Raw genomic sequence first — 17,565 nt, 5'->3', positions numbered from 1 at the left:
TTTGTTAAAACTCATTTACTGGCTATTTCTCTAGGGTTTATGTCCCAGACTCAATTGATTTAATTTATTATTTTATTGCGTGGAAACCACTATCTACATGGATATTCTCACCAGTTACGCCACTTGAGAAATCACTCAATAAGTAAGCAGCTGTTTTACCTACTTCTTCTTGATTCACATTTCGTCTTAATGGTGCACGTTCTTCAATTTCTTTAAGGATTGTGTTGAAACCACCAACACCTTTAGCACTTAACGTACGATTTGGACCAGCAGAAATAGCATTTACTCGAATGTTGTCCGGGCCTAAATCATAAGCTAAATATTTAACATTAGCTTCTAAACTTGCTTTAGCTACACCCATCACATTATAGTTTTGAACGGCAAATTCACCACCAAGGTATGTTGTTGCAACAATACTACCACCGTTTGGCATTATTTTCTTCGCTTCGTGCGCAACAATTGTTAATGAATATGAACTGATATCTTGCGCAAGTAAGAAACCTTCACGTGATGTTTCAGAGAAACGTCCACGTAAGTCTTCAATATTTGCAAATGCGATAGAGTGATATACGCCATCAATATTGCCTACTTCTTCGCCAATTTTAGCAAAACCATTTACTACATCTTCATCTTTTTGAACATCGATTTGATATAATTTTGGCTCTTCTTGGTTTAATTGTTCTAATAATTTTTCTAATTCTTTGCGGCTACGGTCTTTACGATAAGTGAAAACAAGTTTAGCCCCTAATTGATCTAATACCTTTGCAACGCCAAATCCGATACTACGTTTATTAGCAATACCCATAATTACGAAGGTTTTATTTTCAAGATTAATCATTCGAAATAACTCCTTAATCATCGTTTTTTATATCTTAATCTCACTGTACAAACAATGTAGACTAATCTAACGTTATTATTTTACCATTTTTGCTTCATAATTATAAAGCAATATTATTACCTGGTCATATAGGAAATAGGCTGGGACAAAATAAAATGTCTCAGCCTATTTTATCATTTTGTCAGAAGCTGACTGATTTGAAAATGCGCTTGAATCAAGCTTTTTTCAAACCTAGTCATCCTTGCCGGGGTAATACAACGAAATAAATTTTGAGAAAATATTATTTCTGTCCCACTCCCATTTAATTATTCCAATATATTTAATATATCTTTTTTGTTATTTTCAAATCCCACGTAATATTTAAACAACTTTTTTTACCCCAAAAAATTTTTTTATAAAAAACAAATAAGGGAACAATTCGGTTGCCTGATATTTTTTTCATTTCTTCTTCTAAGTCCAAATTTTGACTTACATCTTTATGACTATAACTAATCTCTTGAGAGTTTAAATACCTTTTTGATTCTTGGCAATCAGAGCATGTAGGTCTTGTGTAAAGCTCAAGTTGTATATTTTTATCCAAATATATCTCTCCTAATATAAGTTTTAGCATACATTTTATACAAGTGTACCTCTTAAAACAAACTATAAATATTAATTTTTTATATGAAACTTTTGTATTGACTTATACCTACTAGGGGTATAATATAGATTCCAACAAGAGATACCCCGTTAGGGTATATGAGGAGGGGTGAAATTGAACACTACTACTGTTAAAAACAATGACGCATTGCTCAATAGACTCAAAAGATTAGAAGGACAAATGCGCGGTTTACAATCAATGATAGCAGAAGATAGATATTGTATAGATGTACTAGTACAAATAACAGCAATACAATCAGCCCTAAAACAAGTGGGTTTTATAGTAACTGAAGACCATATATCTAATTGTGTAAGTGAAGGTATTAAAAATGGCAACGGAGAAGAAAGTATCAAAGAATTGATGGTTGTATTAAAACAATTTTCAAAATAGGAGGAAAGAAATAATTGAGTGAAAATATTAAAAAAACCTCATTAGGTATCACAGGCATGACATGTGCAGCTTGCTCGAATAAAGTAGAAAAAAATCTAAATAAATTAGATGAAGTTAACGCTAATGTAAATCCTTCTACAGAGAAAGCTACAATTGAATATAACCCCAATGTTACATCATTAGAAGATATTGCAAATACAATTCAAAAAACAGGTTATGGAGTTTTAACCGAAAAAGTGGATCTCGATGTAATGGGAATGACGTGTGCAGCTTGTTCGAATAAAATCGAAAAAGTTTTAAATCGAATCTCAGGTGTAAATAAGGCTACAGTTAATTTAACCACAGAAAGTGCTACTGTAGAATACAACCCTGATATGACGTCTGTAGATGAATTTCAACAACGTATTAAAAACCTAGGGTATGAGGCACAACCTAAAAAAGAAGCATCAGAAAAAAGTTCCCAAAAAGAAAAACAATTAAAACGACAGTTAATTAAATTAGTTGTTTCAGCTGTTTTAGCAGCTCCATTGTTAATGACAATGTTCGTTCATTTATTTGGTATTCAAATACCACATATATTTATGAACCCGTGGTTCCAATTTGTATTAGCAACGCCTGTTCAATTTGTTATTGGTTGGCAATTTTATGTAGGCGCTTATAAAAACCTTCGTAATGGGTCAGCAAATATGGATGTTCTTGTCGCTTTAGGTACAAGCGCAGCCTTCTTTTATAGTATTTATGAATCGATTAAGTGGTTAATTAATACAAATTATGAGCCACACCTATATTTTGAAACAAGTGCTGTATTAATTACTTTAATTCTTTTCGGAAAGTATTTAGAAGCACGTGCTAAAACACAAACAACAAATGCGTTAAGTAAATTGTTGAATTTACAAGCTAAAGAAGCACGTATATTACGCAACGGTGAAGAGACTATGGTTCCTTTAAGTGAGGTAAAAGAAGGAGACTATTTAGTTATCAAACCAGGAGAAAAAATACCAGTAGATGGCAAAATAATTAAAGGTATGACTTCAATTGACGAGTCAATGTTGACAGGTGAATCTATTCCTGTTGAAAAAATGCAAAATGATAATGTTATAGGATCAACAATGAATAAAAATGGAGCAATTACTGTTGAAGCAACAAAAGTTGGTAAAGATACAGCTCTTGCCTCCATTGTTAAAGTTGTCGAAGAAGCGCAAGGTTCTAAAGCGCCAATACAAAGACTAGCAGATATTATTTCTGGATATTTTGTACCTATCGTTGTAGGTATCGCGATTTTCACATTTATTATATGGATTTCATTAGTTCAGCCGGGACAATTTGAACCAGCCTTAGTTGCTGCAATAGCAGTATTAGTTATCGCTTGTCCTTGTGCGTTAGGCTTAGCTACGCCTACTTCTATAATGGTGGGTACCGGAAAAGCTGCTGAAAATGGCATTCTATTTAAAGGTGGAGAACACATTGAAGGTACACACGCTATTAATACAGTTGTTTTAGATAAAACTGGCACTATAACAAATGGCACACCTGAAGTCACTGATTTTAGTGGAGATGATCAAACATTACAATTGTTAGCTAGTGCAGAAAAAGGTTCTGAACACCCACTAGCTGAAGCTATCGTAAGTTATGCTAAAGAAAAATCATTAGAATTTTTAGAAGTAGACCATTTTGAAGCTATACCAGGGCGCGGTATAAATGCAACAATTGATGGTAAAGAACTTTTTGTCGGAAATCGAAAACTAATGAGTGAAAAAGGAATCCAAACTAATGAAGCTGAAACAAATCTCGCTCAATTTGAAAAAGAAGGAAAAACTGCAATGCTTATAAGCGTAGATAACGAATTGAGAGGGGTTGTCGCTGTAGCTGATACAGTTAAAGATACTGCCCAACAAGCTATTCAAAAACTTCATGAATTAGGTATTGAAGTTGCTATGTTAACTGGTGATAACAAACGTACCGCACAAGCAATAGCAAAACAAGTTGGTATAGACACGATTATTGCAGAGGTTTTACCAGAAGAAAAAGCTTCTAAAGTAGCAGAAATTCAATCTGAAGGTAAAAAAGTAGCTATGGTTGGAGATGGTGTCAATGATGCTCCAGCACTAGTTAAAGCAGATATTGGTATTGCCATTGGTACAGGTACAGAAGTTGCAATCGAAGCTGCTGATATAACTATTTTAGGAGGAGACCTTTTATTAATTCCAAAAGCAATAAAAGCAAGTAAATCTACAATTCGTAATATTCGCCAAAATCTATTTTGGGCGTTTGGTTACAATGTTGCAGGTATCCCTATAGCAGCAATTGGTCTGCTAGCACCTTGGGTTGCGGGAGCAGCAATGGCTTTAAGTTCTGTAAGTGTTGTCACAAACGCTTTACGTCTAAAACGTATGAAATTATAAGAATCTTATATTTCTTGAAAGGAGGTGACAACATTGACTAACGAAGTTATTAATGTAGAAGGTATGAGCTGTGACCATTGCAAGCATTCAATTGAAAAAGCATTAAATGGATTAGATGGTGTAACATCTTCAGAAGTAAGCTTGGCGAATGGGAATGTGGAAGTTGAATTTGATGAAAATCAAGTAGCTTTCAACGACTTTAAAGAAGCTATTGAAGATCAAGGTTACGATGTAATTAAATAATTTAAATAGTTGGGCATATCGTTTAATGATATGCCCTTATTAAAAATTAAGGAGGATAAAAATATGAATCATAATCATGAATATCATTCAAACAAACCCGAAATTAAAGCAAATGTTGTATATAGAGATGGTAATATAGAAATTACGTTAGAAGATGAATTTAATAATGCCCCATTATTAGATACTATGCATGAAAAAGAAATGCATTTCGTTTTAGTATCTAATGACATGGAGAAATATTACCACCTACACCCTCAAAAAAAGCATGAAGGTTTATTTATAATTAACCAACAATTAGAGCCAGGAACTTACCAGGCTTTTGTTGATGTTACACCAAAAAACCATGTGTATTCCGTTCATCCTATTGAACTGCAAATTGGAGATAAAATAACCTCTACAACATCTTTAAATTCTGATAAAAATTGGGTAAAAGTTAACAAAGGAGTTCATGTAACTTTAAATTCTATAAGTGCTAAAGAAGATGAACATGTCCCTTTAACTTTCAATACAGAATTAACTCCCCAACCTTATTTAGGAGCTTTAGGACATGTGATTATATTTGATGAGCAATTAACTGATTATATTCATGTTCACCCAGAATCACCTGATTCTACAACCTTTTATGCTCATTTTCCTAAAAAAGGGATGTATAAAATTTGGGCAGAATTTAAATTTAATGATGAAGTGCATAGATTTACTTATAATATTAAAGTTGCATAAATCTATTAGCAAAAGCTTAAAAATCAGTAAATTGTAAAGAGTTATTTAGATAATACAAAACGCTTTATAAAAAATCGAAAATTTAAGATAGAAAGTTGATGAAGAAAGTATCAAAAAATTGTAGTGGTTGTTTATATTGCAACATTCACTGAATTTTTATAGTTAATAACCTATTATTTAAGGAGTAATTTATTGATTAAGTTTGAATATTTTGAGGAGAAAGATTTTGATTTATTAATAAACTGGATAAACTCTCCTGAACTTTTAGTCAAATGGGCAGGTACAGATTTTAATTATCCCCTAGATGAAGAACAATTAAAGGAATATATTAAAGACACAAATAAAGAAAATTCTAGTAAAATAATTTATAAAGTTATCATTGAAGAAAATAATTCAAAAAAAATTATAGGTCATATTGCTTTAAATAATATAGATTTTAAAAATTGTTCCGCCACGTTAAGTAAAGTTTTAGTAGGTGATCCGCAAATGCGTGGCCAAGGATTAGGCCCTAAAATAATAAAGAAATTATTGAAAAAGGCTTTTGAAGATTTGGGACTACACAGAATTGAATTAGGTGTTTTTGCCTTTAATAAATCAGCTATTAAAAGTTACAAAAAGATTGGATTTATAAAAGAAGGAGAAAAAAGAGACTTTAGAAAATTAAATGGAGAATATTATAATTTATGGCAAATGAGTATGTTAGAAAGCGAATGGTCTTGAATAATTTTAAACAAAAATAGTCCTCTTATTTTAATAAGAGGACTATTTTTGTTTATTTAGAGCGTACTCTAGTCATTTATTTTGTAAACCTTCCATATATAAGAACCAAAATAGTATAAATAAATATTATTAAAAACATAGTCGTGAACATAGACTGAATAAAACAAATAATAATATGATATACAACAGTAGGAGTGGACCCTAATATTTCTACAGACGTATTATTCAGTTTAAATATTAAATAATCGAAGAGAAATGAACTTCCTATTATAGATACGAGTCCAATGATAGGTAAAGTAAGAAATAATAATTTTCCCTTTTCGTAGTTTCTATATAATGCTAGAAATCTATCCTCATCTTTGTACATATGATCCAATAGAATTTTAGCAATTTTATAAGAAACTGGCACAGCTATAATTATTAATATAAAAATTGCAAATGGATTGGAAAAACTTAAAAAATATGTAATATAAATTGAAATCAAGGGAATTGTCGATAAAAAGCATATATCTAATATAAGTTTTTTGTCTTCCCTTCCATTACTTTTCTTTTCAAGAAATTCTATATCTTTTTGATACTCTTCGTTGTTTTGAATGTTTTTTAAATATGATTTAACCTTTTTCATTTAATACTCCCATCTTGTCTTTGTATTCAACTAATTAGCCTTAATGTTAGCAATTTTATAGTATCAAAGAAAATCAATAATTCTAATTATAGAATTGCACTTACTTTTCTTATATTTTTGCATTCATCTACACTTGGTGATATACTGAATTTAACAAATAGTGTACTAGCATGATAAACACCGAGCCCGATAACTACTGCGAATAGTTATCGGGCTCTTTTGGTGTATTAGCTATATGTCGTCGCTAAATTACTTCTCACGATTATTCAGCCAATGAGAAAATAATGTGAGTATAACTCCTACTACGATAGGAGCTATAATAGTTACAAATAGTGTACTGAACATGATGTCACCTCCTTCCATGCTAAATACAGCACAGAAGTGAACGACGACCTTTGTATTATACCATTTCTAATAATTGAGTTACAGATGACTTCCGATAAGTGAACTTATGTCAAAAGTATTATCTATTAAAAAACAAATTACCTTTATTATTAAGTCTACTTAGTCATAATCAAAGTCATATTAGCGTACATAATTAAGTCGAATTATGATTTTTAGAAAGCGCGTATTGGTCACTTGTATGATTTATCATACTGCTTATAAAGTATAAATAAATGAAAAATGTCTTACTCATGTTTGATAAATTCTTGTGATATTTTTTATATTAAACACTTACATTTTTGCTATAAAAATATTTTTGTACTCATCACTTTTTGAATAAAGTATCTCAAACATATCCCTAAATGATTCATTATAATGAACATAAAATAAAAGTAATAAGAAATTATTTAGGCCTTATTATTCAAAAACAAATTATAAAAACATCCAAATCTAAACAGAAATATGGTCAAAAAGAGCTAAAACAAAATACAAAATGAGGTACAAAAGGACGCATTTGTTACATCAATATTTGATCAATCAAACCTAAAAATTAAAATAAGATCACACTTAAGTGGTCTTATTTTTTATACGAAAAAAGTCCAAAAAAACAGACTCTATGGAGTCTCGATATCAAAAAAATCAGACTCTCGAGAGTCTAAAAAATTTTAAAGCCCGTCAAATCAACGTTAAGTAGAGTATTCTGACAATTAAAAGTGGTCTTGTAACAATTGTAAAGAGTCTGCAATAAAATGTGATATCACCCTCTTTAGTCAAATGCCTAAGAATGCTTATAATCACCTTTATATAAAGCTTTTAAGCTATATATGGTGAATAATTGAGCAGAACGAATAAAAGGTAAATCTTTCAGCTATGCTGAATACCACCAAAGGTGGTACTGGATTTCCTTATGCTCATACTTGAGACTCCGAAAACAGACTCTACTTTTTGTAATATTTCCAAAAGTAAAACGTACTTGGAGACAAAAGAGGCTATTCTTTTCTTCATTTTTTTACTTTAAGTTCTTATTTTTATTTTCAAAATGAGTATTGTTAGTAAAATGATTGGAGATAAAAAAAGAGAAAACTAAGTAAATATCTTTACTTAGTTTAGGATAGAAAAGTTCAAATTTAAAATTTTATTCGGTCCGTTTCTTGAACATTAACGACTTATTTTTTACCTATATTGAATCCACATTTTGATTTTTTTGAACGATAAATGCGACCATTTATTTCCGTTCATTAACAAAATAAATAGCAAAAACGATTTTACTAAGTCACTTTTATAACTACAAAGGATTGATAAAAAATATAAACACGGTTAACACTTTTACATTTTTAAAAGTTAAAACAACACTAAATGATTATTTGTTTTTCATTTTATGCGACATGTTTGAGCCATTATTAAACGAAGAATACTCGTTTATAGAAAAAAATAGGACTAAAACGTTTCTGTTTTAGTCCCACCTACTTGCTTAACTACAGTTCATTTTCAGATTTACTTAATTGCCATTGAAGATAAAGTTCGACTGCAGTTAACAGAACATTAATCATTGCCAAAGTAACCTTAATCTTTTTCTTATTACGCATAAGAGTTCCTCCTTTCTTTAATAGCAGCATGCTATGTTGTGAAATTGTGACATTGTATTGATGTTATTTTGTTATCTCCTCCTTTACCTTTCGTTTGGTCTAGGTGGTTGCTTTAGCAACCACTTGATTAATAAAAAAAGAGAACATCTATTTAAAGATGCTCTCTAAATAAATCATTATTAATTAAATAAAGAAGTGATGGGTAAATGATCACGTCGTTTATTAAGCGTATGCATTTCAGCGAATTCAGACTTAAGAGATTTCATTAAGTATCCTTGCATTGATACAACGGTTTCATTTTTTTGAATAAGCATAGCTTTGAAACGTTTAAGAACATGAAGTATTTCTATTTCCATATCTTCTAACAAGTAGTAGCTATCAATCGCATTGTTGAAAGATGTTTTGGCTTTTAATAATACAGTTTTGATAATTTTAATTTCAGCTACTTCAAAGTTACTTAGATAGTTTTGAATACTTTGCGGTAGTTCTTCGAGTAATTGAAATTTTAAAGCCTCATTATTAAAGTTTGAATTGTCGTGATTTGAATGATTTGTATGATTACTAGGAAAAGTTAGTTTATTATCATTCAAATCATCCGTATCATTATTCTCAGTCTTAATATAATCAGTATCATTATAATCAGTATCATTAGGGTCTAAAATTTGGGATTCTGGACTCCCAAATTTTGAGAATCTGGAGTCCCAAAATTCGGGATTCTGGAGTCCCAAAATTTGGGAGTCCTTGTCATTATAGGTTATAGATGAGGATTGAATACTTTTTTCTACATTAATATTAGTTTCTATATCATGCAAATATAATTTATTAGGTTTATTAAATCCTGTACGTATTTGTTCAAGTAACCCTACTGCTTGAAGTTCTTTTTTAATTTTAGTAATTGTATTCTTGCTTTTATCTAATATATTCTGGAGACTTTCATTTGTAAAAATGAAATATATATCCCCATTATCATCGACCCAATTATTTTTAATCGACAAGCTAACTCTATCGTTGAGAATTGCATAAGTAACTTTGGCACTATCACTTAATTTTTTATATTTTTCATTAACAAATAATGCTTTATGTAGCATATAAAAGTTTTGATTTGCTTGATTTTTAATATTTTTACGAGACATAATAAAAAACCTCTTTCCAATTAAATTTGAATAGAGGTAATAAAACATTACAAATCCACATAACTTTTTGACTTGCAAACTGTAGATATTGTTGTATATAATACATATATCAAATTAAATAGCTAACGTATTGTAACGTTTTATTACCCAGTCCCAACTATTACCAGTAGTTGGGACTAAAACGTATTATGGACATTATATCATTAAAAAAGAACATATAAAAGATATTATAATCCCACTAAAAACCTTTTATAAACACTTGATAAGATTATTATCAAATGTTTATAAAAGGTTTTTTAAGAATACTTAAGATCCCTTTATAAAAGTATTTATGATAAAATTTATTTATAAAGGGTTGATAAAGTATTTATAAAGGGTTGAAGATATGAAGAGCGTTAAAGAAATAAGTGAAGAATTGGAAGTTAGTAAACAGACTGTATTTAATAATATAAAAAGATTGAATATAGAAACAGTGAAACAGGATAATACTTCATTCATTAAAAATGATGTTGATGTAGAAAAAATCATTCAAAGAGTAATCAGAAATAAAAAGAAATATGGCTTTGAAAGTGCTAATGTAAGTTCAGAGAAAGTTAAAACAGATAATAAAAAAAACGAATCTAAATATGATGTTCAAATAATTGAACTACTCGAAAAGCAAATAGATACTTTAAATAAACAACTTGAAAAACAAGAAAAACGTCATGAAACGACAATAGAATTTTATAGAAAAGAATTACAAGAAAGGTCGAAATTACTTGAAAACCAACAAGTATTAGCATTAGAAAGTAACAAAAAAATACAAAGGTTGGAGTCTGAGTTAGAAGAAGAAAGGCAACTCAATTATTCTGCTAATAAGAGGCAGGACATTGAAGTTCAAGAAACAATGGAAAATATGGATTCTATAAATAATGACTCAGATAGTCAAAAAGAAAAAATGGTTTCCCATTTTAGGGATGAAAGTAAAGATAAACATGAGGATAAGCAACAAGATAGTGAACTGCAACAAGGTAATAAAATAGATGGTGAGCAGAAAGAGGATATCAGAAACGAAAATCATTCTAAAAAAAGTTTTTGGAGTAAACTGTTTGGTAATTAAAAATGACTATAAAAGGTGTATCAAGAGTTTATAAACCCTTGATACACCTTTTATAGTGATGGAACTTCTGATAATCATCAATTATGTTAACTGTAAACAAAGGCTTAAACGTTATTAAAACAACGTTTAAGCCTTTTACTTATAATTATTGTTTATTCATCTTTTATATATCATTGTTCTATATTTTGATTTTTATGTAGGTTATACGTGTATACAATATATACACCGGATACATGGTATATATTGTATACAGAAGATGAAATATTATAATTGAGTAGTGAGAATCATGTGAAAGATGCGGCATTAGAAGTAAGTAAACAGACTAATCAACCTGTGATAGTTACATTAGGCAACGAAGGTACTCTTATAGCAAATAAGTGTAAAGTTAAGATTTTAGAGGGGGAAAAGGTTCCTGTAACTGATACTATAGGCGCTGGTGATTCACACACAGCAGGTTTGCTAGATAACCAAAGTATTGAAAAAGCTTGTATATGGGGAAACGAAGTAGCATCTAAAATTGTGCAAGAACGAGGTGGAAATACTGATATATTCAATCCTATAGATAAAGAATATTAAATTTGTCTCACGCTTACTATCTTCAACAGTTGTTGTATTTTAGCTTTAGACTTGTAAACTATTTAAAAGAAACTTATAAGTTATGAACTGACTCCGATTTGTGGAAATAAAATAAAAACACCTCCGTATGATTCATTTTAATATGAATTCAACGAAAGTGTTTTTATGTAATTCCAACTAATTGGGGTCAGTCCAATTCCTAGTCTCGGCTTTTTTATATACTCTACTTCATAATCATTTCAATGACAGTTCTAATATTTTTATCAATATATTTATCAACATGTTGAGCAAGGTAATAGCGACGTTTCACATTTAAAGTTGTTATCATTAATTTTTCATAATCCTCGGGATGAATTGCTGATTTTGAAATAATCGCAAACCCATTTCCAGCCTCTACCATTTGTTTGATAATCTTAATATTATTAATTTCTACCAAATATGGATTTAATTTCAACTCAGAAAGACCTACTTCCTGATAAAACCTTGTTCCAGACCCTTTTTCTCTAACGAAACATATATCCATTCTAGGTTGAAGCGACTTTTTGTAAATATACACCATTTCGTCTTCCATTATTTTCTTACATTCTATTGCATTATCTTGAATTTCCTTTTCTACAATACCTATATCTACTCTATTGTGTTTAATATCATTTATAACAGAATCTGAATTATTAACACGTAAATGAATATGTAACTTAGGATATTGTTGCATAAGACTGGTAAGCTGTTTTGATAATAAATATTCACCATATGTATAACTGCTTCCAATTGTTAAAGTACCTGAGATGATCTCAGATTCCGATGTTAAGTTTTGCCATAATTCTTGTTCAATACTTTCCCGCTGCAATGCATATTGTAATAGCTTTTCGCCATCTCTAGTTAATTTTAAATAGGGAGATTTAAATTCAAATATTTTAACATGATATTTTAATTCTAAACGTTTAATATCACGACTCACAGAAGGTTGCGAAGTATATAAATGTTCTGCTGCTCTAGTAAAGCTTTCTGTTTTCATTACTTCAATTAATACCTTGTACGGATCCATGCATCATTCTCCTTTAAGTTTAATATAACATTTTTGATATATATACTATACTAATAATTTATTTAACGTTATAACAATAACGTGCTAAGATTTTATATCGAGGTGAACATACATATGAAATCAATAACGCAGCCTTCATTTATGAAAGGTATTATGTTTACATTTATAATCGCAATGATCAGTTATATATTAGCTAAATTTCCTATTTTACATACGATTGGGGCATTAGCTATTGCTATCATTTTTGCGATGATATACCGCCAAGTCATAGGTTATCCTGAACATATTCGTCCAGGCATTACGTTTGCATCGAAACGTTTATTAAAATTTGCGATTATCTTATATGGGTTAAAACTAAACATGGGGGATATCTTAGGTAAGGGCTGGAAATTACTACTTATTGATATTATCGTAATTATCTTTTCAATAAGTTTAACTTTAATTTTGAATCAAATTATTAAAGGAAATAAAGATATCTCTATATTACTTGGTATTGGTACAGGAGTATGTGGTGCTGCAGCTATTGCAGCTACAGCACCAATCTTAAAATCTAAAGAAAAAGACATTGCAATAAGTGTAGGTATTATTGCACTAATTGGAACTATATTTGCACTTATTTATACAGCTATCGAGGCTATTTTTAACATACCTACTATAACTTATGGCGCTTGGACAGGTATCAGCCTACATGAAATCGCTCATGTCGTCTTAGCAGCAGATATTGGCGGACCAGAGGCAATGACATTTGCTTTACTTGGAAAATTAGGCCGTGTGTTTTTACTTATTCCATTAAGCATTGTCTTAATTTTGTATATGCGTTATAAGTCACACTCAAGTCAAGTACAACAAAAAGTAGATATTCCTTATTTTCTCATTGGCTTTATCTTAATGGCTTGTGTCAATACATTTATTCCTATTCCTTCATTACTTATGAATATTATAAATGTTATTACAACGGTATGTATGTTAATGGCGATGGTTGCTCTAGGATTGAATATCGTTTTAAAAGAAGTTATTTCAAAGGCACTTAAACCTTTCATAGTAATATGTATAACTTCAATTTGTCTGTCTGGTGTGACTCTCTTAGTTACTTCTATAATGTTTAAATAAGGTAACATGTTATATGTTTATATTTAAAATAAAAAAAGGCTAGGAATTATGTCTCAGCCTCTTTTAATGTGAATTAAACTTCTGATAATTAGTTAATTATGTAAACTAATAAATGGAGGAGTATTATGAAAACAGGTCCACTGAAATGTCCAAACTGTGACCAAAAGGTAGAATAGATTATATAGTTACAAAAAAAGAATATAGTTTAAAAATCTTCATTATTGAGAAAAAATATGGAAAAAAAGAGAGGGCAAAAACGCTCTCTCCTTTTCCTGTCTTATTATTAAAATCTCATAATACATGATTAACATGTACTATGGGACGCTGTGAGAAATGTTCATTTGCATTGACAATCCATTTACCAAGATAATCCCTTATCATTTTTAATTCTATAAACTGTCTGTCTTGTAATATTAACTTCTTTCGCAATCTTACTAATTGCTTGTCCTTTTTCTAACATTTCGACGACTCGATGATAGATAATACGCTTTTGAGGATCTTTCGCATTAGGAGAATATAATAAAGGACGTCCTTTATACACACCTTTTTTTTTCGCAACTTTGATACCTTGTGCTTGTCTACGTTTACTTTCATTTCGTTCTTGTTCTGAAACCATTGCTAAAATTTGAACGATTAAATCTTTCATAAACTTATCCAGTAATGGATTACCAATAACTTCATTCATCATAGGTAAACTCGTAATCATTAACTGAACATCTTTTTCTTTCAAATAATTAACAGTTTCAATAATTTCATCATAATTACGTCCTAAACGATCAATTGACTCCACAACGAATCGATCTCCTATTCTTACAAAATTAAGGGCTTCTTGAAATACAGGTCTATTTTCAACTGATTTGCCTGATTGCTTCTCTGTAAAGATTTTCTCTACACCAAACGTTTTTAAATTTTCCAACTGTCTTTCTAAATTTTGATCTATCGAAGATACTCTTGCATAACCTATAATCATTTATTTTCACTCCACAATTAATATACACCCTAATCATACGTTTTAGTTACGATAATTTCAACAACTCACTTTGTATGATTAGGGTGTACTTTAATCAATCAAAAATTTAAGAGAGAAAAACACATCTATAAATTTTTTAACCAGAAGATTTTTTTCTAATTATAAATGAATAACGTTCGTAAACTATTTTTATATGTTTAAGAACGTTTATTTTAATCTATTTCAAATGTTTTCAAACCGTTCTTAAAAGTGTACTTTTACGAACGCTTATTTCTGAAGATACTTATGAGAAGATGACCCAAAAAAGATACAACAGGAAATGTTAATTTAATATTAAAAGTAAATAAAAACACAATAAATTCCATAGAAATTCTAGCATTTAATGCTTAATCAAAGTAAAAATAAAGTTTTTTATATTTACATACAGTACGTATGTATAATTGATTTATATTGTAAAGGAGAGTGATTTAATTGAAATGGAATAGTTTTTATCCTGTATTGATGATTGAAGAGTTGAAGCGCAGCAAAGAATTCTATATGAATTATTTTGGATATTCAGTATCATTCGAGGCTGACTGGTATGTAAGTCTTGTTAATAAACGAACGAACGGTGAATTGGCTTTACTTGACCTTAACCACGAAACAATACCTGAAGGTTATGGCAAGGCAGCGCAAGGTCTTTTATTGAACATAGAGGTAGAAGATGTTGATGCTATTTATCAAAAACTTGCAATAGAAAACCAGTTGCCTATCGTATTGGATATACGTAGTGAAGCATTCGGGCAACGACACTTTATTACAAGAGATCCTAATGGTGTTCTAATAGATGTAATAAAAGTTATCCCTGCGGACGATAATTACACAAAACAATATGTAGACGAGAATTTTGGTTCAAATTAATAATGGGTCAGTATATTCCACTCAAATATTATTTTGACAAGGATTTAGCTGAAAGGTTAGCGACATTAATTTCAATAAATTATAAATCATTTCCCAACAAAATATTTATCGATAATGTTTCGAAAAGAGTAGAGAACAAAGAATTAAAAGCACGTGTTTTAGTGATTGCAGAAGAATTACACAAAGCGCTGCCTAAAGAGTTTGATAAAGCGCTTCTTGTATTATTGTCTATACTGGGACCAGTAAACCAGACAGAAAAAGGCATGTTTACGAACGGTTATTTTCTAATGCCCATAGCACGTTACGTAGAATTATATGGCTCAAGTCATGTCTCTTTATCTTTGGAAGCACTTTATGAGATTACTCAAAGACACACCTCAGAATATGCAATTCGACCATTTATTGTAAACAATACTAACGAATGCTTAAAATACTTTGATATATGGAGAAAAGATAATAATTCTCACGTAAGACGACTTGTAAGCGAAGGAACTCGCCCAAGATTACCCTGGGCCTCAAAGATAGACTATATAAATGGGGATATAAATCAAAATTTAGTTTTACTTGATTCACTTAAAAATGATTCATCTAATTACGTCAGAAAATCTGTAGGAAATCACCTTAACGATCTATCTAAAGAAGAGCCAGAAATCGTGTTATCATGGCTACTTGAAAGAAGAACAACTACATCACCAATAGTAATAAAAAGGGGACTGCGTACTTTAGTTAAAAAGGAATATCCAGGAGCACTAGAAATGATAAGAGACATATAGAGAGGTACTTTAAAGTGAAAAAAAAAGGAACAAGCTAATCAAACTAGAAAACAATTAATAGAAATTGCAACCGAATTATTTTCGGAACATGGCTATTCAAAAGTTTCATTGGAAGATATTGTTGAAACAGAGCAATTGACACGCGGGGCAGTATACCATCACTTTAAGAGCAAAAAAGGATTGTTTTATGCAGTTTTCGAGCACGCGCATCAACTAATTGCAGAAGAAATTAGTGCAGTAGATGAAAAAAACGAGGATCAGTTGGAGCAATTAATAGAAGGCTGTAGAATATTCATTGAAACTATTTCAAAAGAAAATATGTATCGAATTCTGCTAGTAGACGGTCCATCTGTATTGGGGTGGCAAATTTTCCGAAGATTTGACAAAGAAAACTCAATGAAATTACTACAAAATCAGATTGAACAGTTACAAGATAAGGATATTCTTCAACAAAACTCTTCAATTGTAATGACGCATGCTTTATCAGGAGCTATTAACGAACTTTCAATATGGGGGTCAGAACAAAACGATAAGAAAAAAGCAATAGAGAAGTCCATGGTTGTGATAGAAGGAATAATTTTAGGATTTAAGAACCCTTATTAAATTTAATGATTACATTACTAAATTCGAATAAAAATAATAATGCGAGAGCGTAAAATATCTTGTGTAAATGAAGTTAGAAGGCTTCCAGTCAATTTTACAGTTTACATATCATAACTGATTGGTAGTTGCTATAAGTACAGAAAAAACTCCAATCCCCTTTCTTAGCAAAGGAGTTGGAGTTTTCTCATTTACATGCAAAATAAAGAAGAAAGTGATAAGCAGTAAAATTGATATTCTATTAATGTCTATTTGGGATCTACCCAAAAAGGTCAGTCATAGTGTGTAATTTTCACATCATTCTGCTTTTAAAGATGTCACTTATAGAACTTTAAAGGTTCTGTTGCAAAGTCAGAAAAAATATAACTAATTATCATTTTAACATGGTAGTATTCCCTTAACTGGCCAACATGTGATTAATTTCGTAGCACGGCGAAAATCCGTAGATCTGAAGAGACCTACGGTTCTTTTGGTTCTGTTGCAAAGTTGAATTTATAGTATAATTTTAACAAAAAGGAGTCTTCTGTATGAACTATTTCAGATATAAACAATTTAACAAAGATGTTATCACTGTAGCCGTTGGCTACTATCTAAGATATGCATTGAGTTATCGTGATATATCTGAAATATTAAGGGAACGTGGTGTAAACGTTCATCATTCAACAGTCTACCGTTGGGTTCAAGAATATGCCCCAATTTTGTATCAAATTTGGAAGAAAAAGCATAAAAAAGCTTATTACAAATGGCGTATTGATGAGACGTACATCAAAATAAAAGGAAAATGGAGCTATTTATATCGTGCCATTGATGC

The 17,565-nt window shown here is 30.4% G+C and carries 16 protein-coding genes and 4 pseudogenes; 12 read left to right on the top strand and 8 right to left on the bottom strand.

The annotated features are described in order from the left end of the window. Positions 1-67 precede the first annotated feature (67 nt). Both fabI and ACVBFA_RS10790 read right to left on the bottom strand, forming a co-directional pair. On the bottom strand, positions 68-838 hold the full coding sequence (gene fabI / locus ACVBFA_RS10795) for an enoyl-ACP reductase FabI (protein WP_447158843.1): 771 nt from the start codon (positions 836-838) through the stop codon (positions 68-70). Positions 839-1,143: 305 nt separating this feature from the next. Continuing rightward, positions 1,144-1,418, bottom strand: a pseudogene (locus ACVBFA_RS10790) (glutaredoxin family protein). A 174-nt stretch (positions 1,419-1,592) separates the two neighbouring features. Between ACVBFA_RS10790 and ACVBFA_RS10785 the strand changes: the two are divergent. The 5 genes from ACVBFA_RS10785 to ACVBFA_RS10765 all read left to right on the top strand — a co-directional run bounded on the left by ACVBFA_RS10785 (position 1,593) and on the right by ACVBFA_RS10765 (position 5,953). After that, positions 1,593-1,868, top strand: a complete 276-nt coding sequence (locus ACVBFA_RS10785; RefSeq protein WP_001831396.1) for a metal-sensing transcriptional repressor — start codon at positions 1,593-1,595, stop codon at positions 1,866-1,868. A gap of 14 nt (positions 1,869-1,882) precedes the next feature. Continuing rightward, positions 1,883-4,270, top strand: a complete 2,388-nt coding sequence (locus tag ACVBFA_RS10780) for a heavy metal translocating P-type ATPase (RefSeq protein ID WP_001832797.1) — start codon at positions 1,883-1,885, stop codon at positions 4,268-4,270. Positions 4,271-4,303: 33 nt separating this feature from the next. Continuing rightward, positions 4,304-4,513 carry a copper chaperone CopZ gene (gene copZ / locus ACVBFA_RS10775; protein ID WP_001831373.1) on the top strand — a complete coding sequence of 70 codons (210 nt, stop codon included), beginning with the start codon at positions 4,304-4,306 and terminating at the stop codon, positions 4,511-4,513. Positions 4,514-4,576: 63 nt separating this feature from the next. Beyond that, a complete protein-coding gene (locus tag ACVBFA_RS10770; protein ID WP_001831384.1) occupies positions 4,577-5,233 on the top strand; it encodes a hypothetical protein in 657 nt (218 codons plus the stop codon). Positions 5,234-5,425: 192 nt separating this feature from the next. Beyond that, positions 5,426-5,953, top strand: a complete 528-nt coding sequence (locus ACVBFA_RS10765) for a GNAT family N-acetyltransferase (RefSeq protein ID WP_001831394.1) — start codon at positions 5,426-5,428, stop codon at positions 5,951-5,953. Between the two features lie 76 nt (positions 5,954-6,029). On the opposite strand, the gene ACVBFA_RS10760 is transcribed toward ACVBFA_RS10765, so the two are convergent. From ACVBFA_RS10760 to ACVBFA_RS10750, 3 genes are all read right to left on the bottom strand, one after another. Continuing rightward, complete coding sequence (locus ACVBFA_RS10760; protein ID WP_002441962.1) at positions 6,030-6,578, bottom strand: hypothetical protein; 549 nt, start codon at positions 6,576-6,578, stop codon at positions 6,030-6,032. A 249-nt stretch (positions 6,579-6,827) separates the two neighbouring features. Beyond that, positions 6,828-6,923, bottom strand: a complete 96-nt coding sequence (locus tag ACVBFA_RS10755; protein WP_000493115.1) for a type I toxin-antitoxin system Fst family toxin — start codon at positions 6,921-6,923, stop codon at positions 6,828-6,830. A gap of 1,804 nt (positions 6,924-8,727) precedes the next feature. Further along, positions 8,728-9,681 carry a replication initiator protein A gene (locus ACVBFA_RS10750; RefSeq protein ID WP_002500634.1) on the bottom strand — a complete coding sequence of 318 codons (954 nt, stop codon included), beginning with the start codon at positions 9,679-9,681 and terminating at the stop codon, positions 8,728-8,730. 385 nt (positions 9,682-10,066) lie between these two features. Between ACVBFA_RS10750 and ACVBFA_RS10745 the strand changes: the two genes are divergently transcribed. After that, positions 10,067-10,780, top strand: a complete 714-nt coding sequence (locus ACVBFA_RS10745; RefSeq protein ID WP_002500633.1) for a DUF536 domain-containing protein — start codon at positions 10,067-10,069, stop codon at positions 10,778-10,780. Positions 10,781-11,050: 270 nt separating this feature from the next. Continuing rightward, positions 11,051-11,356 (top strand): annotated as a pseudogene (locus tag ACVBFA_RS10740) (PfkB family carbohydrate kinase); the annotation flags it as partial. Between the two features lie 223 nt (positions 11,357-11,579). On the opposite strand, the gene ACVBFA_RS10735 reads toward ACVBFA_RS10740, so the two are convergent. Continuing rightward, positions 11,580-12,401 carry a LysR family transcriptional regulator gene (locus tag ACVBFA_RS10735; protein ID WP_000371597.1) on the bottom strand — a complete coding sequence of 274 codons (822 nt, stop codon included), beginning with the start codon at positions 12,399-12,401 and terminating at the stop codon, positions 11,580-11,582. 114 nt (positions 12,402-12,515) lie between these two features. Between ACVBFA_RS10735 and ACVBFA_RS10730 the strand changes: the two genes are divergently transcribed. After that, the gene (locus ACVBFA_RS10730; RefSeq protein WP_046464740.1) at positions 12,516-13,511 is read left to right on the top strand and encodes a YeiH family protein; all 996 of its coding nucleotides are present in this window, start codon (positions 12,516-12,518) and stop codon (positions 13,509-13,511) included. Between the two features lie 358 nt (positions 13,512-13,869). On the opposite strand, the gene ACVBFA_RS10725 is transcribed toward ACVBFA_RS10730, so the two are convergent. Further along, positions 13,870-14,481, bottom strand: coding sequence for a recombinase family protein (locus ACVBFA_RS10725; protein ID WP_447158842.1), 612 nt, complete (start codon positions 14,479-14,481; stop codon positions 13,870-13,872). Between the two features lie 471 nt (positions 14,482-14,952). Between ACVBFA_RS10725 and ACVBFA_RS10720 the strand changes: the two genes are divergently transcribed. The 3 genes from ACVBFA_RS10720 to ACVBFA_RS10710 are packed head-to-tail and all read left to right on the top strand — an operon-like array spanning position 14,953 to position 16,757. Beyond that, positions 14,953-15,381 (top strand): VOC family protein, encoded by a 429-nt coding sequence (locus ACVBFA_RS10720; RefSeq protein ID WP_026858748.1) that lies wholly within the window; start codon positions 14,953-14,955, stop codon positions 15,379-15,381. A gap of 2 nt (positions 15,382-15,383) precedes the next feature. Continuing rightward, entirely contained in the window at positions 15,384-16,154 is a 771-nt protein-coding gene (locus ACVBFA_RS10715; RefSeq protein ID WP_142020128.1) for a DNA alkylation repair protein, read from the top strand. Between the two features lie 57 nt (positions 16,155-16,211). Further along, positions 16,212-16,757, top strand: coding sequence for a TetR/AcrR family transcriptional regulator (locus tag ACVBFA_RS10710; RefSeq protein WP_142020126.1), 546 nt, complete (start codon positions 16,212-16,214; stop codon positions 16,755-16,757). Positions 16,758-17,151: 394 nt separating this feature from the next. On the opposite strand, the pseudogene ACVBFA_RS10705 reads toward ACVBFA_RS10710, so the two are convergent. After that, positions 17,152-17,226: pseudogene (locus ACVBFA_RS10705) on the bottom strand (IS6 family transposase); the annotation flags it as partial. Between the two features lie 55 nt (positions 17,227-17,281). Between ACVBFA_RS10705 and ACVBFA_RS10700 the strand changes: the two are divergent. After that, positions 17,282-17,565 (top strand): annotated as a pseudogene (locus ACVBFA_RS10700) (IS6-like element IS257 family transposase); the annotation flags it as partial.

Source organism: Staphylococcus sp. MSU001 (genome assembly GCF_052976705.1).
This window is presented reverse-complemented; position numbering and strand designations above follow the sequence as displayed.

What these genes read in the sequence shown, in the direction of transcription:
- fabI (WP_447158843.1), bottom strand. Translation starts at nt 838, where the DNA reads ATGATTAATCTTGAAAATAAAACCTTCGTAATTATGGGTATTGCTAAT.
- ACVBFA_RS10770 (WP_001831384.1), top strand. Translation starts at nt 4,577, where the DNA reads ATGAATCATAATCATGAATATCATTCAAACAAACCCGAAATTAAAGCA.
- ACVBFA_RS10760 (WP_002441962.1), bottom strand. Translation starts at nt 6,578, where the DNA reads ATGAAAAAGGTTAAATCATATTTAAAAAACATTCAAAACAACGAAGAG.
- ACVBFA_RS10755 (WP_000493115.1), bottom strand. Translation starts at nt 6,923, where the DNA reads ATGTTCAGTACACTATTTGTAACTATTATAGCTCCTATCGTAGTAGGA.
- ACVBFA_RS10750 (WP_002500634.1), bottom strand. Translation starts at nt 9,681, where the DNA reads ATGTCTCGTAAAAATATTAAAAATCAAGCAAATCAAAACTTTTATATG.
- ACVBFA_RS10745 (WP_002500633.1), top strand. Translation starts at nt 10,067, where the DNA reads ATGAAGAGCGTTAAAGAAATAAGTGAAGAATTGGAAGTTAGTAAACAG.
- ACVBFA_RS10735 (WP_000371597.1), bottom strand. Translation starts at nt 12,401, where the DNA reads ATGGATCCGTACAAGGTATTAATTGAAGTAATGAAAACAGAAAGCTTT.
- ACVBFA_RS10730 (WP_046464740.1), top strand. Translation starts at nt 12,516, where the DNA reads ATGAAATCAATAACGCAGCCTTCATTTATGAAAGGTATTATGTTTACA.
- ACVBFA_RS10725 (WP_447158842.1), bottom strand. Translation starts at nt 14,481, where the DNA reads ATGATTATAGGTTATGCAAGAGTATCTTCGATAGATCAAAATTTAGAA.
- ACVBFA_RS10715 (WP_142020128.1), top strand. Translation starts at nt 15,384, where the DNA reads ATGGGTCAGTATATTCCACTCAAATATTATTTTGACAAGGATTTAGCT.